Source organism: Phenylobacterium sp., assembly GCF_013911965.1.
Classification (GTDB): domain Bacteria; phylum Pseudomonadota; class Alphaproteobacteria; order Caulobacterales; family Caulobacteraceae; genus Phenylobacterium.
This window is the reverse complement of record NZ_JACESE010000013.1, coordinates 1-22,310: the sequence shown is the minus strand read 5'-3', so window position 1 is coordinate 22,310 and position 22,310 is coordinate 1. Positions and strand designations below refer to the sequence as shown.

The 22,310-nt window shown below is 71.0% G+C and carries 20 protein-coding genes and 1 tRNA gene; 8 read left to right on the top strand and 13 right to left on the bottom strand.

Translation table 11 applies throughout. From position 1 onward, the window contains the following. Nucleotides 1–361: 361 nt before the first annotated feature. A complete protein-coding gene (gene dnaA, locus H2041_RS13630) occupies nucleotides 362–1,807 on the top strand; it encodes a chromosomal replication initiator protein DnaA (RefSeq protein ID WP_293413472.1) in 1,446 nt (481 codons plus the stop codon). A gap of 89 nt (nucleotides 1,808–1,896) precedes the next feature. Here the strand turns inward: dnaA and H2041_RS13625 are convergent, their stop codons facing one another. The 10 genes from H2041_RS13625 to H2041_RS13580 all read right to left on the bottom strand — a co-directional run bounded on the left by H2041_RS13625 (nucleotide 1,897) and on the right by H2041_RS13580 (nucleotide 9,434). After that, complete coding sequence (locus tag H2041_RS13625; protein WP_293413470.1) at nucleotides 1,897–2,433, bottom strand: DUF2087 domain-containing protein; 537 nt, start codon at nucleotides 2,431–2,433, stop codon at nucleotides 1,897–1,899. 264 nt (nucleotides 2,434–2,697) lie between these two features. After that, nucleotides 2,698–4,836 (bottom strand): polyribonucleotide nucleotidyltransferase, encoded by a 2,139-nt coding sequence (gene pnp / locus H2041_RS13620; RefSeq protein WP_293413469.1) that lies wholly within the window; start codon nucleotides 4,834–4,836, stop codon nucleotides 2,698–2,700. Nucleotides 4,837–5,123: 287 nt separating this feature from the next. Beyond that, nucleotides 5,124–5,393 (bottom strand): 30S ribosomal protein S15, encoded by a 270-nt coding sequence (rpsO, locus tag H2041_RS13615; protein ID WP_293413468.1) that lies wholly within the window; start codon nucleotides 5,391–5,393, stop codon nucleotides 5,124–5,126. Between the two features lie 15 nt (nucleotides 5,394–5,408). Further along, nucleotides 5,409–6,341, bottom strand: coding sequence for a tRNA pseudouridine(55) synthase TruB (truB, locus tag H2041_RS13610; RefSeq protein WP_293413466.1), 933 nt, complete (start codon nucleotides 6,339–6,341; stop codon nucleotides 5,409–5,411). A 3-nt stretch (nucleotides 6,342–6,344) separates the two neighbouring features. Then, complete coding sequence (gene rbfA / locus H2041_RS13605) at nucleotides 6,345–6,797, bottom strand: 30S ribosome-binding factor RbfA (protein ID WP_293413464.1); 453 nt, start codon at nucleotides 6,795–6,797, stop codon at nucleotides 6,345–6,347. Between the two features lie 135 nt (nucleotides 6,798–6,932). Beyond that, on the bottom strand, nucleotides 6,933–7,715 hold the full coding sequence (locus H2041_RS13600; protein ID WP_293413462.1) for a dienelactone hydrolase family protein: 783 nt from the start codon (nucleotides 7,713–7,715) through the stop codon (nucleotides 6,933–6,935). 26 nt (nucleotides 7,716–7,741) lie between these two features. Then, nucleotides 7,742–8,254, bottom strand: a complete 513-nt coding sequence (locus H2041_RS13595; protein WP_367133819.1) for a DUF2939 domain-containing protein — start codon at nucleotides 8,252–8,254, stop codon at nucleotides 7,742–7,744. 2 nt (nucleotides 8,255–8,256) lie between these two features. After that, nucleotides 8,257–8,868 carry a lipocalin family protein gene (locus H2041_RS13590; RefSeq protein WP_293413460.1) on the bottom strand — a complete coding sequence of 204 codons (612 nt, stop codon included), beginning with the start codon at nucleotides 8,866–8,868 and terminating at the stop codon, nucleotides 8,257–8,259. Then, nucleotides 8,831–9,109 carry a DUF167 domain-containing protein gene (locus H2041_RS13585; RefSeq protein WP_293413458.1) on the bottom strand — a complete coding sequence of 93 codons (279 nt, stop codon included), beginning with the start codon at nucleotides 9,107–9,109 and terminating at the stop codon, nucleotides 8,831–8,833. Before H2041_RS13585 ends, H2041_RS13590 begins: the two co-directional genes overlap by 38 nt. A 10-nt stretch (nucleotides 9,110–9,119) precedes the next feature. After that, entirely contained in the window at nucleotides 9,120–9,434 is a 315-nt protein-coding gene (locus H2041_RS13580; protein WP_293413457.1) for a YggT family protein, read from the bottom strand. Between the two features lie 150 nt (nucleotides 9,435–9,584). Here H2041_RS13580 and H2041_RS13575 point away from each other — a divergent pair. After that, nucleotides 9,585–9,660 (top strand) — tRNA-Ala (locus tag H2041_RS13575). A 34-nt stretch (nucleotides 9,661–9,694) separates the two neighbouring features. On the opposite strand, the gene H2041_RS13570 is transcribed toward H2041_RS13575, so the two are convergent. Next, complete coding sequence (locus H2041_RS13570) at nucleotides 9,695–10,030, bottom strand: MazG nucleotide pyrophosphohydrolase domain-containing protein (protein ID WP_293413456.1); 336 nt, start codon at nucleotides 10,028–10,030, stop codon at nucleotides 9,695–9,697. A 403-nt stretch (nucleotides 10,031–10,433) separates the two neighbouring features. Here H2041_RS13570 and H2041_RS13565 point away from each other — a divergent pair, with 403 nt between their 5' ends. The 6 genes from H2041_RS13565 to H2041_RS13540 all read left to right on the top strand — a co-directional run bounded on the left by H2041_RS13565 (nucleotide 10,434) and on the right by H2041_RS13540 (nucleotide 18,452). Next, nucleotides 10,434–11,846, top strand: a complete 1,413-nt coding sequence (locus tag H2041_RS13565; RefSeq protein ID WP_293413454.1) for an MFS transporter — start codon at nucleotides 10,434–10,436, stop codon at nucleotides 11,844–11,846. Between the two features lie 370 nt (nucleotides 11,847–12,216). Next, a complete protein-coding gene (locus H2041_RS13560) occupies nucleotides 12,217–12,534 on the top strand; it encodes a hypothetical protein (RefSeq protein WP_293413452.1) in 318 nt (105 codons plus the stop codon). Nucleotides 12,535–12,550: 16 nt separating this feature from the next. After that, nucleotides 12,551–14,161 carry a methyl-accepting chemotaxis protein gene (locus H2041_RS13555; RefSeq protein ID WP_293413450.1) on the top strand — a complete coding sequence of 537 codons (1,611 nt, stop codon included), beginning with the start codon at nucleotides 12,551–12,553 and terminating at the stop codon, nucleotides 14,159–14,161. Nucleotides 14,162–14,208: 47 nt separating this feature from the next. After that, nucleotides 14,209–15,864 (top strand): DUF389 domain-containing protein, encoded by a 1,656-nt coding sequence (locus tag H2041_RS13550; RefSeq protein WP_293413448.1) that lies wholly within the window; start codon nucleotides 14,209–14,211, stop codon nucleotides 15,862–15,864. Beyond that, nucleotides 15,861–17,603, top strand: a complete 1,743-nt coding sequence (locus tag H2041_RS13545; protein ID WP_293413446.1) for an SLC13 family permease — start codon at nucleotides 15,861–15,863, stop codon at nucleotides 17,601–17,603. The genes H2041_RS13550 and H2041_RS13545 overlap by 4 nt, the downstream gene beginning before the upstream one ends. 69 nt (nucleotides 17,604–17,672) lie before the next feature. Further along, on the top strand, nucleotides 17,673–18,452 hold the full coding sequence (locus tag H2041_RS13540; RefSeq protein ID WP_293413444.1) for a metallophosphoesterase family protein: 780 nt from the start codon (nucleotides 17,673–17,675) through the stop codon (nucleotides 18,450–18,452). Here H2041_RS13540 and H2041_RS13535 read toward each other — a convergent pair. Both H2041_RS13535 and polA read right to left on the bottom strand, forming a co-directional pair. Further along, a complete protein-coding gene (locus H2041_RS13535; RefSeq protein ID WP_293413442.1) occupies nucleotides 18,449–19,351 on the bottom strand; it encodes a DUF1206 domain-containing protein in 903 nt (300 codons plus the stop codon). The two genes, H2041_RS13540 and H2041_RS13535, sit on opposite strands and share 4 nt — an antisense overlap. A gap of 72 nt (nucleotides 19,352–19,423) precedes the next feature. Continuing rightward, nucleotides 19,424–22,270, bottom strand: a complete 2,847-nt coding sequence (gene polA / locus H2041_RS13530; protein ID WP_293413662.1) for a DNA polymerase I — start codon at nucleotides 22,268–22,270, stop codon at nucleotides 19,424–19,426. Between the last annotated feature and the right edge of the window lie 40 nt (nucleotides 22,271–22,310).

Sequence of the window (22,310 nt, the reverse complement as noted above, 5' to 3'; positions counted from 1 at the left end):
AAAGCCCGCATGCCTCTTGAGGCTGCGGGCTTTTTCGTGGCGAAAGCTTGGCCCTGCGGCGCCTGCGACCAAACTTCTCAGTTAACGGAGCGGTGTTTTGGCAATTCCCTTGTGGCGCGAGGGCCCGCCGATGAGTCAACGAAAATATCCGCGGACGGCGCGAAGAATCACCGTTGACCCCCCCCCGCCCCTGGCTAGTCTCTGGACCTTCAACACACACGTATTTCCATTCGAGTTCGGATGAAAAATCGGCGGCGGGAGTCTATGCGCTCGCCGGATAAGCCTCTGTGTTTGTTGAATTAGGGGGTCGAGGCGTGGGGTCTCGATCTGAGGTGACGGAAGATCTGGGGGTTGTGTCGGTATGGCTTCGGGAGGTCTTGCAGACAGGGCGGCGGACACGCCGGCGATCGCGGTCTGGGCGAAGGCTTGCCAGACGCTGAAACGCGAACTGGGCGAGGCCACGTTCGGGTCCTGGCTGGGACATGCCGCTCTGCGCGAGCGGTCGGAGCGCGAAGTCTGTCTGGTGGCCGCCACGGGCGTCGCCCGCGACTGGATCCGCCGCCACGCCTGGCGCCGCATCGGCGAGCTGTGGGCTGAGAACGATCCGCAGGGCCGGGCTCTGGACCTGAAGTCCAAGATGGAGTTCGAGGCCCTGGCCCCGGCCGAGACCGCGCCGCCGCCCGCCGCCAACGCGCCGCCTGCGCCGGTCCTGACGGTCCTGGAGAACCTGGCCCCGTCGGCCGCCGCTGCGCCCGCCCGTCCGGCGCGTCCGAGCGGTCTGCAGGAGCGCTTCGCCTTCGACAACTTCGTGCCCGGCCCGGCCAATGAGTTCGCCTTCGCCGTGGCCAAGCGGGTCGGCGCCTGGGCCGACGGCCACTTCAACCCGGTGGTCTTCCACGGGCCCTACGGCTTCGGGAAGACCCACCTTCTGAACGCGCTCGGCTGGGAGGCCATGCGCACGGCGCCGGAGAAGAAGGTGGTCTATCTGACCGCCGAGAAGTTCACCCAGACCTTCGTCAAGGCCGTGCAGGACCGCCAGACGGCGGCCTTCAAGGACGAGCTGCGCGACGCCGACCTGCTGCTGATCGACGACGTCCATTTCGTCGCCGGCAAGGCCTCGACGCAGGAGGAGCTGTTCCACACCCTGATCTCCCTGGTCCAGGACGGCCGCCGGGTGGTGATGACGGCCGACCGGCCGCCGCACGAACTGTCGGACCTGGAGCCGCGGCTGCGTTCGCACCTGCAGGCCGGCCTCGTCTGCGGCATCGAGCCGGCCGACCGGGACCTGCGGATGGGCATCCTGGAGCGCAAGCTGGCCGTGCTGGCCCGCCAGGGGGGCTTCACGCCGGCGGCCCGGCCCGAGGTGCTGCAGTTCCTCGCCGACCGCTTCACCGACAGCGTGCGCGAGCTGGAGGGCGCCCTGAACACCCTGGTGGCCCGTGTGGGCGCCGAGGTGGCGCACCTGACCCTGGACGAGGCCCAGGCCATCCTGCGGCCCCACCTGGCCGCCCCGGAACGCCGGGTGACGGTCGACCAGATCCAGAAGGTGGTGGCCGAGCACTATGGGCTGAAGCAGGCCGACCTCCTGTCGGAACGCCGCGCCCGCGCCGTGGCCCGGCCCCGCCAGACGGCCATGTGGATCGCCAAGCAGATCACCACCCGCTCCCTGCCCGACATCGGCCGCCGCTTCGGCGGGCGCGACCACACGACGGTGCTGCATGCGGTGCGCCGTATCGAGTCCCTGAAGGCCGAGGACCCGAACCTCGCCCGCGACCTCGACGTCCTGCTGCGCAAGCTGCGCGGCTGACCGACGCCTCCACGGAGGTCAGGCCGGCGTGGCCCGGCAAGCCAGAAGGCCCGCCAGTTCCGGCGGGCCTTTCGCGTTTCGGGCGGACGTCAGGGCGCCGTCCGCCCTCGCCCCAGCCGCCGGATGAGGGCCAGGGCCTCCGGCGGCGGCTGGCGTTCGATGCGGCGGTAGTCGCGGCAGTCGAGGGTGCGCGAGACGAGGCCGGCGCTGACCAGGGACCGTCGCAGGATGGCGGGGTCGCCGAAGCGGTGCAGGCCGTTCAGGAAGGTGTTCATCGCCTGTTCGGTGAAGCTCTCGCCGCTCGGCATGCGGGCCCAGAAGGCCCAGAGCGCGAGCGCCTGCTGCGAGGGCTTGGCGGGCCACTGGACGAGGCGGCCCTGGGCGTCGAACTGGCGGGCCAGGCGCTCGACCCGCTCGAGCTCGTTCGGGCTGGCCGAAGGCGCCGCGGCTGTCGGCTCGGCCAGCGTGCGGAAGTGCTGGAAGTTGCGCGCGCCGGCGGCGCGGGCGAGCAGGTTCAGCATCTCCACATGACCGGGCGGCGTGGCGCGGGCGGCGAGCTGGTCGCGCAGGAAGCGCGCGAGCGCGGAGATGTCGGGCGTGGCGTAGGGCAGGGCCGTTCGCGGCATGACTTGATCCTCTCGGGCGCTCGAGGACCCCGCAAGGGGGGCGTCGTGGTCACCGGCTTTCGACCCGAGCGCTGCATAAGGACAAGCGCGGCGGCTGGAAGATCAAGGCAGGTTTAGCTCCCCGACAAGCGGGGCGGTGACGCCTGGGTGAACTGCGGACCCTTCGAGCCGCGGCTTCTAGGCCAAGGCGCCTGCGACGTCCACGAAAAAGGGCGGCTGCGTCGCCGCAGCCGCCCCTGACCGTTCGGAGGTGAGGCGAGGCCCTTAGGCTTCGGCCTCGGCCTCTTCCTTCTTGGACAGGTCCTCGCCGGTCTGCTGGTCGACGACCTTCATGGACAGGCGGGTCTTGCCGCGATCGTCGAAGCCCAGGAGCTTGACCTTCACTTCCTGGCCTTCGGTCAGGACGTCGGAGACCTTGCCCACGCGCTCGTTGGAGATCTGGCTGACGTGAACCAGGCCGTCCTTGGCGCCGAAGAAGTTCACGAAGGCGCCGAAGTCGACCACCTTGACCACCTTGCCGGTGTAGATGGCGCCGACTTCCGGCTCCGAGGCGATGGAGCGGATCCAGTCGCGCGCGGCGTCGATCTTCGACTGTTCCGGGGCGGCGATCTTGATCGTGCCGTCGTCGGAGATGTCGACCTTGGCGCCGGTCTCGGCGACGATCTCGCGGATCACCTTGCCGCCCGAGCCGATCACTTCGCGGATCTTGTCGACCGCGATCTTGATGGTCTCGATCTTGGGCGCGAACTCGCCGAGCTCGGTGCGCGGCGCGTCCATGGCCTTCTTCATCTCGCCCAGGATGTGCTGGCGGCCGGCCTTCGCCTGCTCCAGCGCCTGCTTCATGATCGCCTCGGTGATGCCGGCGATCTTGATGTCCATCTGCAGCGAGGTGATGCCGTCGGCGGTGCCGGCGACCTTGAAGTCCATGTCGCCCAGGTGGTCTTCGTCACCCAGGATGTCGGACAGGACCGCGAAGCCGTCGGATTCCAGGATCAGGCCCATGGCGATGCCGGAGACCGGCTTCTTCAGGGGCACGCCCGCATCCATCAGGGCCAGCGAAGCGCCGCAGACCGTGGCCATGGAGGAGGAGCCGTTGGACTCCAGGATCTCGGAGACCAGACGGATGGTGTAGGGGAACTCCTCGGTCGGCGGCAGCATCGGGCGCATGGCGCGCCAGGCGAGCTTGCCGTGGCCGATCTCCCGGCGGCCGGGCGAGCCCATGCGGCCGGCTTCCCCGACGCTGAAGGGAGGGAAGTTGTAGTGGAGAAGGAACTTCTCCTTGTAGGTCCCTTCCAGGGCGTCGATGAACTGCTCGTCGTCGCCGGTGCCCAGGGTGGCGACCACCAGGGCCTGGGTCTCGCCACGGGTGAACAGCGCCGAGCCGTGGGCCCGGGGCAGCACGCCCACTTCGGACACGATCGGGCGGACCGTGTCGACCGTGCGGCCGTCGATGCGCAGGCCGGTGTCGAGAATGCCGCGCCGGACGACGTCGGCTTCCAGCTCCTTGAACACGCCGGCCAGCTTCTGGGCGTCGGCGCCGTCCGGATTGGCCTCGGACTTGGCCATGGCGTCCAGGGCCTTGGCCTTGGCCTGGCCGATCGCCTCGTAGCGGTCCTGCTTCTTGGTGATCTTGTAGGCGGCGGCGATGTCGGCGCCGACCAGGTCCTTCATCTTGGCCTTCAGCGCGTCGGTGTCCTCCGGTTCGAACTCGAAGGGCTCCTTGGCGGAATGCTCGGCCAGCTCGATGATCGCCTCGATCACCGGCTGCATTTCCTTGTGGGCGAAGGTCACGCCGCCCAGGACCTGCTCTTCGGTGAGCTCCTGGATCTCGGACTCCACCATCATGACCGCGTCGGCCGTGCCGGCGACGACGAGGTCCATCTTCGTCTCCTTCATCTGCTCCAGCGTCGGGTTGAGCACGTACTCACCGTCGATGAAGCCGACGCGGGCGGCGCCGATCGGACCCATGAAGGGGGCGCCGGAGATGACCAGGGCGGCCGAGGAGGCGACCATGGCGACGATGTCGGGATCGTTCTCCAGGTCGTGGGCCAGGACGTTGATGACCACCTGGACTTCGTTCTTGAAGCCCTTGACGAACAGCGGGCGGATCGGACGGTCGATCAGGCGGGAGACCAGGGTCTCCTTTTCCGAGGGCCGGCCTTCGCGCTTGAAGAAGCCGCCGGGGATCTTGCCCGCGGCGTAGGTCTTCTCCTGATAGTTGACGGTCAGGGGGAAGAAGTCCTGACCCGGCTTGGCGCTCTTGGCGTAGACGGCGGTGGCCAGCACCACGGTCTCGCCATAGGTGGCGAGCACGGCGCCGTCGGCCTGACGGGCCATGCGGCCGGTTTCGAGCGTCAGCGTCTTACCGCCCCACTCGATCGTCTTACGTTTGATGTCGAACATGATTTTCTTCTTTCAGATCCCGCGGGCGAATTCCTCGCGGGGGCGGACAGGGCGTCGGACTTCCGAAATCCTCTCCAGGTGAACAGGCGGATCGAGGATTTCGTCTGAACCCTCGGCGTACGTCTTGGGGCGAGCGCCCCGGACCGCCGTCTTGCCCGTCTCGGCCTGTTTCGGACGGGCGGCGATCGTTAGATGGCGCGCCGCACGGGGCGGCGCAACGGGGACCTTAAGAGCCAGGGCCCCATATGCAACGCCCCCGCGCAAGGCGGGGGCGGGGATGAAGGCCCTTAGCGGCGCAGGCCGAGGACCTCGATGAGCGCCTGATAGCGGCCCTGGTCGGACTTCTTCAGGTGGTCGAGGAGCGACCGGCGCTGGGAGACGAGCTTGAGCAGGCCCCGGCGCGAGTGGTTGTCCTTCTTGTGCGTCTTGAAGTGCTCGGTGAGGTTGATGATCCGTTCGGTCAGGATCGCCACCTGCACTTCGGCGCTTCCGGTGTCGCCTTCGCCACGGGCGTGCGACTTGATGATTTCCGCCTTGCGGTCGGCCGTGATCGACATCGGGTTGTCTCCGCTCTAGTCGAGGTGAAAGACCCGCGACGGCTCGAGCCTGCCGGCGCGCATCTCGCAGAGGGCCACCATCACGCCGCCGCACATGGCCGAAACGGTTCGAGAGCCCGGCGCGAGCCCGGCTCTCAAGCTTTCGACCTGTCGGGGAACGAGAACGATCGACCGTCCCTGCTTGAGCCGGAAGGCGTCTTCGTCGGTCACGGCCAGCGCCGGGATGTCGTCCAGCGCGGTCTCGACCGGAAGCAGGGCCTCCGACTGGCGGGCCTTATGCCCCAAATCCTCCAGCAAATCCAGTCCGATCGCCGAGGCTTCGGTGAACGGCCCCACGCGCGTGCGGCGAAGCTCGCTGACGTGGGCCTCGGCGCCGAGCCGGGCGGCCAGGTCGCGGACGACGGCGCGCACATAGGCGCCCTTGCCGCAGTCCATGTGGATTTCGACGTGGTCGGCGTCGGGGGCCTCGCCCACCGCCAGGCCGTGGATCAGGACGGGGCGGGCGGAAAGCTCCACCGCCTCGCCGGCGCGGGCCAGGTCGTAGGCGCGCTCGCCGTCCACCTTGATGGCCGAGTAGGCGGGCGGGACCTGCATCACCTCGCCCTCGAACTCGTGGAGCACCGCCTTCACCTGGTCGGGCGTCGGGCGCACGTCGGAGCGGCCGGTCACCTCGCCCTCGCGGTCGAGGGTGGTGGTCGAGGTCCCCCAGGCGATGGTGAACCTGTAGGACTTGTCGGCGTCGACCATGAAGGCGACCGTCTTGGTCGCCTCGCCCAATGCGATGGGCAGGACGCCGGTGGCCAGGGGGTCGAGCGTGCCGGCGTGGCCCGCCTTCTGGGCGTTGAAGATCCTGCGCACCCGGCTGACGGCCTGGGTGGAGGTCAGGTCATAGGGCTTGTCCAGGCAGATCCATCCGGACACCGCCTCGCCCTTGCGCCGCCGACCCACGGGTCAGTCCTCGTCGCCGGAGTCGGGGGCGTCGCCGTCCGGCCGGTCGAGGTCCTGGCGGACCTTGGGGTCGTCGAACAGGCGGTTCATCTTCTCGGCGGCGTCGAAGGTCTCGTCGTGGCGGAACTTCAGGTCCGGCGTCACGCGCAGGTCGATCATCCGGCCGAGCTTGCCGCGCAGGAAGCGCGAGGCGCGGTTCATGGCCGCGGTCACCGCCTCGGCGTTCTCGCCGCCCAGCGGCTGGATGAAGCAGGTGGCGTGGCTGAGGTCGGGGCTGACGCGCACCTCGGTGATGGTCACCGGCACGCCGTAGAGGGCCGGGTCGTCCAGCTCCTCCTCGCGCAGGATCTCCACCAGGGCGTGGCGCACCAGTTCGCCGGCGCGCAGCTGGCGCTGGCTGGGGCCCTTCTGCGCCGGACGGCCGGCGCCGCGGGAAATCGGGGGTCTGCGTGTCATGACGGGTCGCTCATCTGGTTCGGGCCTGGCCGGCGGTTCGAACGCCCGGGCAGGGGAAGGGCGCGCTTCTAGGGGCGCGGCCGCCGCAAGTCCAGGCCCGCCTCCAACGCGCCGGAAGGGCGGCGCGGTTCCGGCTCAGGCGCCCGTGCGCCGGCGGAAGAAGGCGATCACCCTGTCGGCCGCCTCGGCAGTCGGGCCGTCGGCGCGCAGATGGAGGGTCAGGGTGGAGTGAGGCGGCACGTCGGCGGGCGCGGCGTCGGCGTCCTCGAACTCGATCGCCTCGAAGCGCGCGCCGAACTCGGCGCGGTAGCGGTCGAAGCGGGCGTCGCCCACCAGTTTGTCGGATTTGAAGCGCAGGCCGATCATCGAGAGGTCCTCGTCCTCGAACCGCGCCCTGGCGCAGGCGATCTCCTGCGGGCTCGCCCCGATCGAAGCCGCCCGCGCCTTCGAGCCGGCGATGAGCGGCAGGGACGGCTGGGCCACCACCGGCGCCACGACGGCGGGCTCGGTCATCATGGCCAGCGCAAAGCCGCCGGTGAAGCACATGCCGACCGCGCCGACGCCCTGGCCGCCGCATTCGGCATGGGCCTGGCGGGCGAGCGCGCGGAGCCAGTCGACGATGGGGCTCGAGGCGTCCTTCGCCCAGACATGGAACTCTCGGCGGATGCAGATGGCCTTCAGCGCCTCGCCGAGCATGTAGCCGCGGCCGACCGGCCTGCCCGGCTCGCCGAACAGGCTGGGGCACCAGGCGCTCATTCCCGCGGCGACGATCCGGTCGGCGAAGTCGACCACCAGCGGGTGCAGGCCGGGCAACTCGTGGATGACGATGACGGCAGGGCCTTGACCGCGGCGATAGACCGGCCGGGTCCAGCGCCCGTCCGAGAAGTCCGAGCAGGCGTAGTTCGACAGATCACCCATGGGCCCCTCCCTGTCGGGCGGGAAGACTAGCGCCGAAGCATGCCCACGTCGCCTTCGAAACCGGTCAGGCGCCAGACGCCCTCCTCCTCGGTGAAGACCAGCAGGCAGGGGCCGTCCTTGTCCCGGGTGGCGCAGACGCGGCCGTCCTCGAGGGCCTTGAGCGAGCCGGCGATGGCGACCCGGTTGGGCAGGGGCTGGCTGCGGTCATAGCCGTAATATTCGGCCACGCCGCGGAAGACGTCGGGCTGGACGAGCTGCTCGCTGGCGGCCTTGGCGATGGCCGGCCCCAGCAGGGCGCCGAGCGCGCGGACGTTGGAGTCCACCGGCGCCTCCTCCACCTCCTGGGCCAGGCGGGCCTCGATCTGGCGGCGGAGGGCGGCGCGGTCGACATGGGCGTCGAAGGCCGCCTGGTCGCCGTCGCGGATGGCCACCAGCAGCTCGTGTACGTCGCCGGCGGCGTCCAGGCGCTGGGCGCCGGCGCAGGCGGTCAGGGCGAACGCCAGGGCCCCGAGGCTCGCCAGACGGAGGGCTTTCATCATGGTCAGTTCTCCTGCGCGGCCGGCGGCGGGCCCGGCGGCTGCTGCGTCCGCCGCAGCATCGAGACGTCATAGCCGAGTTCGGCCGCCCGCGCCGTCAGGCTGTCATAGACGGCGGGCGAGATCGTGGCGTCGCGGGTCAGGATCCACAGGAAGCGCCCCCACCCCTCGCCGACGATGGACCACTCATAGGCCTCGCCGTGGTCGAGGACCCAATAGTTGGTGAAGAGGGCCGGGCCGAAGAAGGTGACCTTGAACTTGGCCCCCATCGGATCGCCGGCCGGGACGGCCCGACCTTCGGAGACCTCCACCGGCCCGTCGACCGAGCCCTGCCGGCAGGTGTTGGTCACCGAGACCTCCTCGCCGCCGGGCTTCAGAGCGTATTCGGCGGTGACGCCTTCGCAGCCTTCCTCAAAGGAGGTTTCATAGCGCGCCTGCTCGTACCACAGGCCCATATAGCTCGTGAGGTCCACGGGCCGGGCGGGCTCGGGCACGTCGCTGTTGCCGGAGGGGCCGGCGACGCAGGCGGCCAGCAGGACGGCCGGCAGCAAGACCGCGGCCAGGGCGGCGGACGGACGCTTAGGGGCGGGGGCCGAAGGCCGCAGCGAGCGCTTCATCGGAAAGGTCCTCGATCTCGATCATCTTCAGGCGCGACGTCTCGCCCGAGACGATACGGACCGACGCGCGCGGACGCTTCAACGTCTTGGCCAGGAAAGAGATCAGGGCGGCGTTGGCCGCCCCGTCCACGGGCGGGGCCGAAACGCGCACCTTGACGTAGGGCCGGCCTTCGCCGTCGGCCGCCCAGCCCTCGGCCGCGTCGCGCCCGCCCTTGGGCGTCAGGCGCACGGCCAGCCGCACCGGCGAAGCCCTAGATGAAGGCGCCGATCAGCGCGCCCTGCAGGGCTGGCAGCAGGAAGCGCTGCAGACCCATCAGGATGAGGATGACGATGATCGGGCTGATGTCGACGCCGCCCAGGGTCGGGATGATGCGCTGCACCGGCCGCATGATCGGCGCGGTCACCCGGTCCAGGAAGTTGGCGACGTTGTAGACGAAGGGGTTGCGCAGGTTGATGACGTCGAAGGCGACCAGCCACGACAGGATGGCGTTGATGATGATCGCCCAGATCAGAAGCTCGATCAGAGCCCCGATGATGAAGAAGATGAACTGGATGATGGCGATCATGGCGTCCCGTGTCCGTGTTGCGCCGGTTCTACCGGGGCCGGACGCCTCCTGACAAGGACGGGGAGGTCGCGCCGCCGCCGCGGACCTCCCGGCTGCGCCCTCGCGCGCGCTTGACAGAACACCGCCGCCCGCCTAACTCCGCGCCTTCCTGGGGCCGTAGCTCAGTTGGTAGAGCGCCTCGTTCGCAATGAGGAGGTCAGGGGTTCGACTCCCCTCGGCTCCACCAGGATTCTCATCGCATCGACCTCTGTCGGCCGGGTTCATGACCCGGGGTCTCGAAGCCGCGTGGCGATCGCTGCGTCGAGCTCGGCCATGGTGCGATCGAAGGCCCCCTCCAGGTCGACCTCGTAGAGGCGCGCCAGGACGAGGACGCTCCACAGGCAGTCGGCGAGTTCGTGCTCGAGCCTGGCGCGGGCGTCCGGGATGGCCCGCACGCCTTCGGCGGCCTGGACGAGCTTCATCAGGTCGCCGACGTCGCCCACGAAGCCGAGGGCGATCTCTTCGCGCGACCAGGGGCGGCCGTGGCGCCGTATCTCCAGTTCGGCGTAGCGTTGGCGCAGGGTCCAGGCGCGGTCGGACAGTTCGGCCAGCTCCATGGCGGATCTCCTGTGGCGGCCGGCGCGCCGGCGCCGGACAGATCATCAAGACGCCAGGATGTCGGCCGGGCCCGTCAAGCCAAGATGAGCGGCAGACTGCGCCCCTGATCCGAGAGGTTGCGGAGAGTTCCTGACGGACCGGCGACGGATCATCGCCAGTCGTTCCCCTGCGTCGTTTGTCGCCACTTGGCGGGGCCGGGCGGACCAGTCGCGCCGCTACTCAAGCCCAGCCCATTTCCCCCTGCGGGGTGGCCAAGCCTGTGCTGCGGCTGTTATGCCTCTCATCCTCAAGACGCAGACGAAGAACTGAGGGGCGCCGCCGCGGGTTGTCGCCTCTGCAGGCGCCGTCGCGTGGCCGAAGGTCTCGCGGGGGCGCCGCCGATCCCCGAGGAGGACCAACCCCATGAGCCATCACGAGCATCACCTGGTCGGCGAGGACGTGCCGGCCGGCTCCACCGCCGCCGTGCCGCCGGGGGTGCTGAAGCGGGCCATCGCCGCCTCGGCCATCGGGAATGCGACGGAGTGGTTCGACTACGGCATCTACGCCTACGGGGTGACCTACATCTCCCAGGCCCTGTTCCCGGGCGAGACGGCGCAGGCGACGCTCTTTGCGCTGGCCACCTTCGCCATCTCCTTCCTGATCCGCCCGCTGGGCGGCTTCTTCTGGGGCCCGCTGGGCGACCGGCTGGGGCGCAAGACGGTGCTGGCCCTGACCATCATCATGATGTCGGTGGCCACCTTCTGCGTGGGCCTGATCCCCTCCTACGACACGATCGGCTTCTGGGCGCCCACGGCGCTCATCGTGCTGCGCATGGTCCAGGGCTTCTCCACCGGCGGCGAGTACGGCGGGGCGGCGACCTTCATGGCCGAGTATGCGCCGGACAAGGCGCGGGGCTTCTGCGGCAGCTTCCTGGAGTTCGGCACGCTCGCGGGCTTCTCCCTCGGCGCGCTCCTGATGCTTGGCTTCGACCTGGCGCTGGGGGCCGAGACCATGGCCGAATGGGGCTGGCGCCTGCCCTTCCTGGTGGCCGCGCCGCTCGGCCTGGTCGGGGTCTATATGCGGGCCAAGATCGAGGACACGCCCATCTTCCGCGAGATCGAGGCGCACGGCGAGCAGGAGCCCAGCCGCAAGGCCGAACTCCGCGACCTGGTCTCCAAGTACTGGAAGCCCCTGCTGGTGATGAGCGGCCTCGTCGTGGCGCTCAACGTCGTGAACTACACCCTGCTGTCCTACATGCCGACCTATCTGCAGGCGCGGCTGGGGCTTTCGACGGAACAGGCGCTGATCGTGCCGATCATCGGCATGCTGTTCATGATGGTGCTGGTCCCCTTCGCCGGGGCGCTGTCGGACAAGGTGGGGCGCAAGCCCATGTGGTGGTTCTCTCTGATCGGGCTGGTGATCGCCATCGTGCCCCTCTACCACCTGATGGCCACGGGCTTCGTCGGCGCGATCGTCGGCTTCGCGGTGCTGGGCATGCTCTACGTGCCGCAGCTGGCGACCATCTCCTCGACCTTCCCCGCCATGCTGCCGACCCATGTGCGGTTCGCAGGCCTCGCCATCGCCTACAACGTCTCGACCTCGCTGTTCGGGGGGACGGCGCCGGCGGCCAGCTCCTGGCTGATCACCCGGACCGGCGATCCGATGATGCCGGCCTATCTGATGATCGCCGCCTGCGTGGTGGGTCTCGTCTCGCTCTTCTTCGTCATCGAGACGGCGGGCGCCTCGCTGCGCGGCACCCACCTGCCGGGCACGCCGGAGTCGGAGGCCGAACTCGCCGGCCTCCGGCTGGAGGACGCCGCCCGCGCCCCGGCGTGAGCGCTTCGGCGGGCGCGCCGCCGGAACCTGGGCGGGAGGGTGGCGTTCCCTCTGCGGACACTGAAACCGTGGAGAGAAGCCATGAACCAGATCATCTATATCGTCGGTCTCGTCGTCGTCGTGGGCGCCATCATCGCCTTCGTCTTCTGATGGATCGAAGCGCTCGAAGGTGAAGTCGCGGGGCCGGCCGGCTCGGACCCCGCGGCGACTTCGGGTCCTTTTGCACCCCTGGCGGACGGCCGCGCAGGCCGTCCCCCCGCCGGCCCAGGTGCGGCGTCTTGCCGCGCCCCCCTTCCCGCACCCTTCCCGTAGAGCTTTGGTTAAGACGGCCCGTATAGCGGTGTTCTCCTCGATTTGAGGAGCAAGACGCGTGGCGTCCGCCTGGCTTCCCGCCGCCGCCCTCTGCCTGTTCAGCCTCGCGCCCGCCGTGGTGCTCGGGGCCCAGCCGCGTTCGCCCGACCGTGCGGCGGCCTTCTTTCCCCCCTGGTGGTCGGCCGCCCGGTCGCTGGACGCCGCCGACAGGGCTGGCGACGTCGCCGGCGTCGGAACCCTTTCTTCCATCGTGATCACCGCCGCCCCGCCGGGCGCGGAGCCGGGACTCGCGCGGGCGCTGCGCGCCAACGGCGCCTGGCTGGTCATCGATCCTGGCTTCGCCGGACCGTGCGAGCCGCCGCCTTCCGCCTCCTGATCCCGGAACCGCGACCATGTCCGCCTCCCAGACCGTGACCCTCGACGCACAGCGCGCCTTCGGGGCCAAGGTGATCACCGTCCTCTGCTGGCTCTTCGTCCCGCTGGTGGCCATCGCGGCGGCCACGCATGGCGGGCCGTGGCTCGCGCTCGGCCTTTCGGCCTCGGCCCTGGCCGGCGCGGCGACCCTGCTGGCCCGGCTGGACCGCGAGGGCGCGGCCGGACGCGCGGCGCTCAGCGTCGCCCTGATGGGCGGCGTCTCGCTGCTGGTCGCCGCCTATGCGGGCCAGGCCTGGCAGATCGACATCCACATGGCCTATTTCGCGGCGCTCGCGACCCTGATCGTCTTCTGCGACTGGCGCGCCATCGTCGCGGCGGCCGGCGCCGTGGCGGCGCACCACCTGTCGCTCAGCTTCCTGCTGCCGGCGGCCGTCTTCCCCGGCGGGGGCGACATCGCCCGCGTGCTGTTGCACGCCGTCATCCTGGTGGCCGAGGCCGGCGTCCTCATCTGGGCGGCCCTGCGCATCCTGCAGATGTTCGAGACCTCCAGCGCGGCCGTGGCGCGCGCCGAGGAGGCCCGCGCCGCGGCCGAGCAGGCGGCCGAGGCGGTGGAGCGCTCGCGCGCCGCCGAGGCCGCGGCCAGCCAGGAGCGTCACCAGCTCCAGACCGCGGTCGAGGAGGAGCGCAAGGCGGTCGTGGAAGGTCTCGCCGCAGGTCTCGACCACTTGGCGCGCGGCGTTCTGACCTATCGTATCGCCCAAGCCTTCACGCCGCAGTACGAGGCCCTGCGCCGCGACTTCAACGCCGCCGCCGACCAGCTTCAGGCGGCGATGACGGTGATCGCCCGCGCCGCCCACAACATGAGCGCCGGCGCCGGTGAGATCGCCGCGGCGGCGGACAACCTCTCGCGCCGCACCGAGCAGCAGGCGGCCGGCCTTGAGGAAACGGCCGCGGCGCTGGACGAGGTGACGGCGACCGGCCGCAAGAGCGCCGAGGGCGCGAAGGAGGCCGCCGCGGTGGTGGCCAGTTCGCGCGCCGACGCCGAGCGGGCCGGGGTTGTCGTCGCCGACGCTGTCGCGGCCATGGCCCAGATCGAAACCTCCGCCCAGCAGATCAGCCAGATCATCGGCGTGATCGACGAGATCGCCTTCCAGACCAACCTGCTGGCCCTGAACGCGGGCGTCGAAGCCGCCCGCGCCGGCGAATCCGGCAAGGGCTTCGCGGTGGTCGCCTCCGAGGTGCGGGCGCTGGCCCAGCGGTCCGCCGACGCGGCCAAGGAGATCAAGGCTCTGATCAGCGCCTCCACCAACCAGGTCGAGCAGGGGGTGGGTCTCGTCGGCCAGACCGGCGCCGCGCTGGAACGGATCGTCTCCCAGGTGGCGCAGATCGACGAGCTGGTGCGCCAGATCGCCGCCAGCGCCGGCGAGCAGGCCACGGGCCTTCAGGAGGTGAACACCGCGGTCAACGAGATGGACCGCGTCACCCAGCAGAACGCCGCCATGGTGGAGGAGACAACGGCCGCCAGCCATTCGCTGAACAGCGAGGCCAAGATCCTGGCCGACAGCATCGCGCGTTTCGAGATCGGCGCCGCCGCGGCCGGCCGGCCGAGCCAGCGCGCGGCGGCGTGACCGAGACAGGCGAGACAGGCCCGGCCTGCATCCGCTAAACGGCCGGCATGTTCGAGAGCTTCGTTCCCCTGCGCCTGCGCGCCCTTGTCCGCCTCGGCTGGAAGCGGCTCCGCGAGGCGCTGGACAACCGCGCGGCCCCCCATACCGACGCCGAGCGCCTGCAGATCGAGGCCGAGGTCGCCGAGGGCGCGCGGATCTCCAACGGCTATTTCGCCCTGCTCTTCTGCTCCTGCGGCATCGCCGCGCTGGGCCTGCTGCAGTCCTCGGCCGCGGTGGTCATCGGGGCCATGCTCATCTCCCCGCTCATGGGGCCGATCATGGGCATGGGCATGGGGGTGGCGCGGCTCGACGCGCGGGCCTTCGAGCGGGCGGCGGTGAGCCTGGCCCTGGGGGCGGCGGTGTCGGTGGCGGCCTCGGCCCTGATCGTCTTCGCCTCGCCGCTGCGTGACGTCACCCCGGAAATCCTGGCGCGCACCCGGCCGACCCTGCTCGACCTGATCGTCGCCATCCTGTCGGGGATCGTCGGCGCCTACGTGCTGATCACCAAGCGGCCGGGCGTGGTGGCCGGCGTGGCCATCGCCACGGCCCTGATGCCGCCCCTGGCCGTGGTCGGGTATGGCGTGGCGACGCGGGCCTGGGGCGTGGCCGGCGGCGCCCTTCTGCTGTTCCTGACCAATGTCGTCGCCATTCTCGGCGCGGTGGTGGCGGTCGCGCGCCGCTACGGCTTCACGCCGGTGATCCGCCGCCGCCGCCGGTGGGAGGAGATCGCCCTGGTGGCGACTCTGTTGCTGCTCTCCCTGCCCCTGGCCGTCTCCCTGCGCGACATCGTGGTGGAGGCGCGCGAGACCGCCCGCGTGCGCAACGCCATCCAGCAGGTCTTCGCCACCAGCGATCAGCACATCACCGACCTCCAGGTGCGCGCCGGCGGGGGCGGGGTGGAGGAGGTGCGGGCCGTCATCGTCACCAGCCGCTTTCAGCGGCAGGCCGACGCCCGCGTCGCCGAGGCCCTGGGCGGACGGCCGAACGTGCAGATCGAGCAGATCCTGACCGCCGACGGCCTGCCCCAGGCCGACCCGGCGGGCGGGGCCCTGGCCAACCGGGCGCTCGCCACCTCCCGTCCGTTGCGCTCCACGCCCGAGCAGCGTCTGCGCGACATGCTGGGCGGCGTGGCCACGGTGGAGGCCGCCGTGGCGCCGGAGCCCGGGCGCCTGACGGCGGCGGTGCGGCTGGAGGACGGCGCGACGCTCAGCGACTATGCGGCTCTGGAAGCGGCCGCCCAGCGTTTCCTGCCGGAGGTGCGGCTGGAGCTCACCCCGCCCTTCGTCGACCTGCCCCTCATCCCCTTCGAGGAGGGCCGCAGCACGCTGAGCGAATCCGCCGAGCGGCGCCTGGATCTGATCGCCTGGGCCTTCCGGCGATGGAACATTCCGGCCGCTCAAGTCATTGGATCGGCCAGCCCCGGCCCTAGGGGGCCGCGACCGCGCGACGCGCGGGTGGCGGCCGCCCGTGCGCAGGCCGTGGCCGAGCGGCTGGAGGCCATGGGCGTGCGGGGCGTCGAGATCACCACCAACATTCCGGACGTCGCGCCGGAAGATCCGTCCGTCCTGTGGTACGCCGCGGTGCGGCCGCTCGGCGTGCCGGGCCAGGACGCCGAGCCGCCGCCGCCGCCGCCGGCCGCCGCCCAGCCGGGGGCCGGCGCTTGAGCGACGCTCTGCTGGCGGGCCTCGTCCTGCTGATCGCGCTCGGCCTGTTCGCCTGGGACCGGGTGCGCCACGACCTGGTGGCGATCACCGCGCTCGGCGCCTGCCTCGTGCTGGGCCTTGTGGCGCCCGACCAGGCGCTGCAGGGCTTTTCCGACCCGGCCGTCGTCGTGGTCGCGGCGGTGCTGATCATCGGCCGGGCCATCGAACTCACCGGCGTGGCGGCCGCGGCGACGGAGAAGCTGGCGGCGCTGAAGGCGCCCTTCTCCCTGCAGCTCAGCATCCTGCTGCTGACGGCGGCCGTCCTTTCGGCCTTCATGAACAATATCGCGGCGCTCGCCATCACCATGCCGGCGGTGGCCAGCGTCTGCCGCGCCTCGGGCCGGCCGGCCGGCGCGGGGCTCATGCCGCTCGCCTTCGCCACCATCCTGGGCGGGATGACGACGCTCATCGGCACGCCGGCCAACCTGATCCTTTCGTCGGTCCGTCGCGAGCAGCTCGGCGAGCCCTTCGGCTTCTTCGACATGACGCCCGTGGGCGTCGCCGTGGCCGGCATGGGGCTGCTCTACCTCTGCCTGGTGGGCTGGCGCCTGACGCCCAGCCGCAAGGGCGAGGAGGCCGCCAGCGGCGGCCGCAACGTCTTCGAACTGGCCCCGCCGCGCCCGGCGAGCGAGGACGAGGCCGAGCTGACGCCAGAGGCGCTGTTCGGCCAGATCAAGGAGGCCGGCGCCCATGTGCTGGGGGTCGTCCGGCGGCACCGCCGCCTGAAGCCCGACAGGGTGGACCGCCTGGCCTCCACCGACCGGATCCTGGTGGTCTCCTCCATCGACCCCTGGGAGTTCGCCAAGAAGGTCGGCTGCGAGCTGACGGTGGAGCGGTCGACGGCGCAGGACGCGGTGACCTCGCGCGTCGCCGTGGCCCATGGCTCGCCCCTGATCGGCCGGCCCTACGACACCATCGCCGCCGAGACCGACCGGGAGCTGCGCGTGGTGGCCGCCGGGCCGCGGGCCGCGGGCGCCGACGGGCCGCTGGGGGCCATGGAGATCCGGGCCGGCGACCAGCTCGTCGTCCACGGCCCGGCCGAGCGGCTGGAGAGCTATCTGCGCTACGGCCGCCTTCTGGAGCTCGACCGCAAGTCGGCGGTGGCCGTGCAGCCGCGGCGGGCGGCCCTGGCCCTGGCCATCTACGCCGCCGCCGTCATCGCCGCGGTGGGCTTCGGCCTGCCCACGGCGCTGACCTTCGCGGCCGCCGCCGCCGGACTGGCGGCCCTGCGCTTCCTGCCCTCGGGGGAGATCTATTCCTCCATCGACTGGCCGGCCATCGTCCTCCTGGGCGCCATGATCCCGGTGGGCCAAAGCTTCGAGACCAGCGGGGCGGCCGCCATCGTGGCCGACTGGCTGGGCCTGGCGCTGGGCGACTCCGCGCTGTGGGCGGCGGCGGCGGCCACCACGGCGGCGACCCTGCTGCTGTCCATCTTCCTCAACAATGTCGCCACCGCCGTCATCATGGGCCCGGTGGCGATCGCCGTGGCCAACCAGCTCGGGGTGTCGCCGGACGCCCTGCTGCTGGCCGTGCTGATCGGCGCCTCTTCGGACTTCCTGACCCCCATCGGGCACCAGAACAACCTGCTGGTCATGGGGCCGGGCGGCTACAAGTTCGCCGACTACGGGCGGGTGGGCGCCTTCCTCTCCATCCTGGTGGTGGCGACCTCGGCGGCCGTCATCTCCGCCGTCTTCGGATAGGCGCAGCTTGCCTTGACCGCTGCGGGACGCGCACTATCTGCCCGGCGCAACCTGGAGGTTCGACCGCCCTTGTTCTCCCGCCTCTTCGGCCAACGGAAGTCCGCCGCCCCGCCCTCCACGGACGGGCGGCTGGTCTATGCGGTGGGCGACATCCACGGGCGCTCGGACCTGCTCGGCTCGCTCCTGCGCGAGCTCGCCCGCGACGCCGAGGCCAGCGCGCCGGCCCAGGCGCCGCTGCTGGTCTTCCTGGGCGACTATGTGGACCGCGGCCCCGGCTCGGCGGAGGTTGTGGAGACCATCCTCGAGACCGCGCGCGCCTCGCCCTTCGAGGTCCGCGCCCTGAAGGGCAATCACGAAGAGGCGCTGCTGCAGTTCCTCGACGACGCGGCCTTCGGCGTCACCTGGGCCGAGCACGGGGGTTCGGCGACGCTGGCCTCCTATGGCGTCCAGCCGCCGGCGGCGCGCACCGACCTGGAAGCCTGGGCTCGCGCCCGGGCGGAGTTCGACGCCGGCCTGCCCGCACACCATCGCGACTTCTATTCGGGCCTGGAGCTGATGCTGGAGGTGGGCGACTACGCCTTCGTCCATGCCGGGGTCCGGCCGGGCGTGCCGCTGGCGCGGCAGGCGGAGAAGGACCTGCTGTGGATCCGCGGCGAGTTCCTGCAGGCCTCGGGCCCCTTCGGCAAGGTGATCGTCCATGGCCATACGCCCATGGAGGCCCCGCAGGTCACCCGCCACCGCCTGGGCCTCGACACCGGCGCCTATGCGACGGGCGTGCTCACCGCCGCGCGGCTCGACGATTCCGGTCAGAAGATCATCCAGGCCAGGGCCGCCCGGGCGGCGGCCTAATCCTCCACCACCTCGCTGGCGGGGATGATGCGGTAGCGGGCCTCCAGCAGGGCGAAGAGGCCGAAGGCGACGAGGCCCAGCGCCACCAGGACCAGCAGGGGCGAACCTAGGGGCGCGCGCTCCAGGGCCTGGAGCGCGTCGCCCAGGCCCGCGGCCTCCTCGGCGCTGGCGTGCAGGCCGGCGCGGGCGAGCATCGTCCCGGCGGTCAGGAAGGCGACGCCGCGGGCGCCGTAGCCGATGCGGCCGATCAGGCCCGCGGCCTCGCTCAGCCGGTCCTGGCAGACGAGGCGCTCGTCCAGATTTCCGCGCACCGCCTTGACGATATTGGCCACGCCGGCGGCGAAGACGAAGACGCCCACGGCGGCGATGGCCAGTTCGCCGCCCGGCATGGCCAGCGCCTGCTGGGCGGCGGCCTGTTCGGCGCCCTGGTCGTCGGGTTCGGCGAGATCCTCCAGCGTGTCGAGGGCGCCGAAGACGGAGTAGCCCAGGCCGCCATAGACGGCGCCGCTGATCGCCTGGCCGAGGCGGGTCAGGATGGCCTTCATCGCGGTCCCCTGCCGGTCGGCGTCGAACACCGACTGCAGCAGCCGCCAGCCGGCGAAGCCGTAGAGGCCAAGGCCCGTGACCCACAGCAGCACGAAGCCCAGCGGCCATTGCGCCCAGGCGCGCAGGGCGCCCATGGAGCCCTCGGCCTCCGGCGCCAGCTCCAGGGCCGCAAACAGGGCGATGGCCCCGATGCTCAGATAGACGAAGCCGCGGGCGGCGTAGCCGAAGCGGCAGGCGAGCTGGGTGAGCGCGCCGAGCGGCGCCGCCCTCAGCCAGCGCAGGGTCTGGCGGACGGCGGTCTCGGCTTCGTGTTCGGAGGCTGCGACCATGACCGGGCCGGAACGTGAGGCCAAGGCGCAGGTTCCGGGATGCGGTGCGCGCGCCCCCTCGACGTCACCCTCGCGCTTGACGCCAGAGGGGCCTTGTCAGTGCGCGTCGTCCCAGTTGCCGGCGGCGCGGGCCTCGACCTCCAGCGGCACGCTGAAGGCCACGGCCGGTTCGGCGGCGGTCTCCATCACGCGCTTGATGACCGCGATGGCCGCATCGGCCTCGGCTTCCGGCGCTTCGAAGACCAGTTCGTCGTGCACCTGCAGCAGCATCTTCGCCTGCAGCCCCTCGGCCGCCAGCGCGCCCGGCATGCGGATCATGGCCCGGCGGATGACGTCGGCGGCCGTCCCCTGGATGGGGGCGTTGATGGCCGCCCGGTCGGCGAAGGCGCGCTGGCCCACCGACTTGGCCTTCACGTCGGGGATGTTCACCTTGCGGCCGAACAGGGTGGTGACGAACCCCTGCGCCCGCACGCGCGCCTTCTCCCGGTCCATGTAGTCGCGGATGCCGGGGAAACGTTCGAAATAGGTGCGGATATAGGCCGCCGCCTCGTCCTGCGGGATGGAGAGCTGGTTGGAGAGACCGAAGGCCGAGATGCCGTAGACGATGCCGAAATTGATCGCCTTGGCCCGCCGGCGCGTCTCGCCCGGCATGCCCTCGATCGGCACGCCGAACATCTCCGAGGCCGTCATGGCGTGGATGTCCAGGCCCTCCTGGAAGGCGCGCTTGAGCTGCGGGATGTCGCCCATATGGGCCAGGATGCGCAGCTCGATCTGGCTGTAGTCGGCGCTGATCAGCACCTTGCCCGGCTCCGCCACGAAGGCCTGGCGGATCTTGCGCCCCTCTTCGGTGCGGATGGGGATGTTCTGCAGGTTGGGGTCCGACGAGGACAGCCGCCCCGTCGTGGTGGCGGCGAGCGCGAAGGAGGTGTGGACGCGCCTGGTCTCCGGCGAGATGGCGGCCACCAGGGCGTCGGTATAGGTGCCCTTCAGCTTGGAGAGCTGGCGCCAGTCGAGCAGGACGCGGGGCAGTTCGTGGCCTTGCGCGGCCAGCTCCTCCAGCACCGAGGCGTCGGTGGAGGAGGCGCCGGTGGCCGTGGTGCGGCCCGAGGCCAGGCCCATCTCCTGATAGAGGATCTCGCCGATCTGCTTGGGCGAGCCGAGGTTGAAGGGCCGGCCGGCCAGGGCGTGGGCCTTGGCCTCGTACTCGGCCATGCGCATGGAGAAGTCGTTGGAGAGCAGGCGCAGCCGTTCGGGATCGACCGCGATGCCGGCCACCTCCATGTCGGCGAGCACGCCGGCCAGTGGCCGCTCCAGGGTCTCATAGACCGTGGCCAGCCCCTCGGCGGCCAGGCGGGGCTTGAGCACCTGATGGAGGCGGAAGGTGACGTCGGCGTCCTCGGCCGCGTAGCAGGTCGCCGACTTCAGCTCGACATGCTTGAAGCTCTTCTGCGACTTGCCGGTCCCGGCCACCTGCTTGAAGGGAATGGGCTCGTGGCCCAGGTGCAGGCGCGACAGCTCGTCCATGCCGTGGCCGTGCAGGCCGGCCTCCAGCACGTAGGAGATCAGCATGGTGTCGTCGACCGGCGCCACGCGGATGCCGTAGCGCGACAGGACGGCCAGGTCGTACTTGGCGTTCTGCGCCACCTTCAGCACCGCCGGATCTTCCAGCAGGGGCTTCAAGAGCTCCAGCGCCACCGGCATGGGGATCTGGGTCAGGTCGGCGGGCGCCTCCAGGGCCAGGCCGTCCAGCTCCTCGTGGCCCAGCGGGATGTAGCAGGCCTCGCCCGGCGCGACCGCCAGCGACACGCCGCAGAGATTGGCGCTGGCCGAGGACAGGGCGTCGGTCTCGGTGTCGAAGGCCACCACCCCGGCGGCGCGGGCCTTCTCGATCCACATTTCCAGGGTCCCGAGATCGCGGACGCAGGCATAGGCCTCGACGTCGATCTTCGGCATTTCGGGCGCGCTTGGCGTCGGCGCGGCCGGGGCGGGGCCCTGGCTCGGCGCCGCCTCGCCCTGGCCCACCCGGCGGGCGAGCGTGCGGAACTCCATCTCGTCCAGGAAGGCGACCAGGCTCGTGCGGTCCGGCTCGGTCACCGCCAGCGCGTCGACGGGGGAGGGCAGCGGGGTGTTGCAGTCCAGCCGGACCAGCTCGCGCGACAGGCGGATCTGGTCGGCGAAGTCGATCAGGGTCTGGCGGCGCTTGGGCTGCTTGATCTCTTCGGCGCGGGACAACAGCGTGTCGAGATCGCCATATTCGTTGATCAGCTGGGCGGCGGTCTTGATGCCGATGCCCGGGGCGCCCGGCACATTGTCGACGGAATCCCCACACAGGGCCTGGACGTCGACCACCTTCTCCGGCGGCACGCCGAACTTCTCGATCACCTGCTCGCGGCCGATGCGCAGGTTCTTCATGGTGTCGAGCATGAAGACGCTGTCGCCGACCAGCTGCATCAGGTCCTTGTCCGACGAGATGATGGTCACCTCGCCGCCGGCGTCGCGCACCTTGCAGGCATAGGCGGCGATCAGGTCGTCGGCCTCATAGCCGGGAAGCTCCAGGCAGGGCACGCCGAAGGCCCGCGTCGCCTCGCGCACCAGGGGGAACTGGGGGATCAGGTCCTCCGGCGGCGGCGGGCGGTGGGCCTTGTACTGGTCGTAGAGGTCGTTGCGGAACGTCTTCTCCGAATGGTCGAACACCACGGCCAGGTGGGTCGGCGCATCGGCCTGGGCGCGCATGTCGACCAGCAGCTTCCACAGCATGTTGCAGAAGCCCGAGACCGCCCCGATGGGCAGGCCGTCGCTCTTGCGGGTCAGGGGCGGCAGGGCGTGATAGGCGCGGAAGATGTAGCCCGAGCCGTCCACCAGATAGAGCCGCACGGGCGGCCCGTCCTGAGTGGGCGTCCGTGGCAGGTCGGGAAGCGGGGCGGCGTCGAGCGTGTCGGTCATCCGCGGAAGATAGGCGCGCGGGGGGCGGTGGTCACGGGGG

What these genes read in the sequence shown, in the direction of transcription:
- dnaA (WP_293413472.1), top strand. Translation starts at nt 362, where the DNA reads ATGGCTTCGGGAGGTCTTGCAGACAGGGCGGCGGACACGCCGGCGATC.
- H2041_RS13625 (WP_293413470.1), bottom strand. Translation starts at nt 2,433, where the DNA reads ATGCCGCGAACGGCCCTGCCCTACGCCACGCCCGACATCTCCGCGCTC.
- pnp (WP_293413469.1), bottom strand. Translation starts at nt 4,836, where the DNA reads ATGTTCGACATCAAACGTAAGACGATCGAGTGGGGCGGTAAGACGCTG.
- rpsO (WP_293413468.1), bottom strand. Translation starts at nt 5,393, where the DNA reads ATGTCGATCACGGCCGACCGCAAGGCGGAAATCATCAAGTCGCACGCC.
- rbfA (WP_293413464.1), bottom strand. Translation starts at nt 6,797, where the DNA reads ATGACACGCAGACCCCCGATTTCCCGCGGCGCCGGCCGTCCGGCGCAG.
- H2041_RS13600 (WP_293413462.1), bottom strand. Translation starts at nt 7,715, where the DNA reads ATGGGTGATCTGTCGAACTACGCCTGCTCGGACTTCTCGGACGGGCGC.
- H2041_RS13595 (WP_367133819.1), bottom strand. Translation starts at nt 8,254, where the DNA reads ATGATGAAAGCCCTCCGTCTGGCGAGCCTCGGGGCCCTGGCGTTCGCC.
- H2041_RS13590 (WP_293413460.1), bottom strand. Translation starts at nt 8,868, where the DNA reads ATGAAGCGCTCGCTGCGGCCTTCGGCCCCCGCCCCTAAGCGTCCGTCC.
- H2041_RS13580 (WP_293413457.1), bottom strand. Translation starts at nt 9,434, where the DNA reads ATGATCGCCATCATCCAGTTCATCTTCTTCATCATCGGGGCTCTGATC.
- H2041_RS13570 (WP_293413456.1), bottom strand. Translation starts at nt 10,030, where the DNA reads ATGGAGCTGGCCGAACTGTCCGACCGCGCCTGGACCCTGCGCCAACGC.
- H2041_RS13565 (WP_293413454.1), top strand. Translation starts at nt 10,434, where the DNA reads ATGAGCCATCACGAGCATCACCTGGTCGGCGAGGACGTGCCGGCCGGC.
- H2041_RS13555 (WP_293413450.1), top strand. Translation starts at nt 12,551, where the DNA reads ATGTCCGCCTCCCAGACCGTGACCCTCGACGCACAGCGCGCCTTCGGG.
- H2041_RS13550 (WP_293413448.1), top strand. Translation starts at nt 14,209, where the DNA reads ATGTTCGAGAGCTTCGTTCCCCTGCGCCTGCGCGCCCTTGTCCGCCTC.
- polA (WP_293413662.1), bottom strand. Translation starts at nt 22,270, where the DNA reads ATGACCGACACGCTCGACGCCGCCCCGCTTCCCGACCTGCCACGGACG.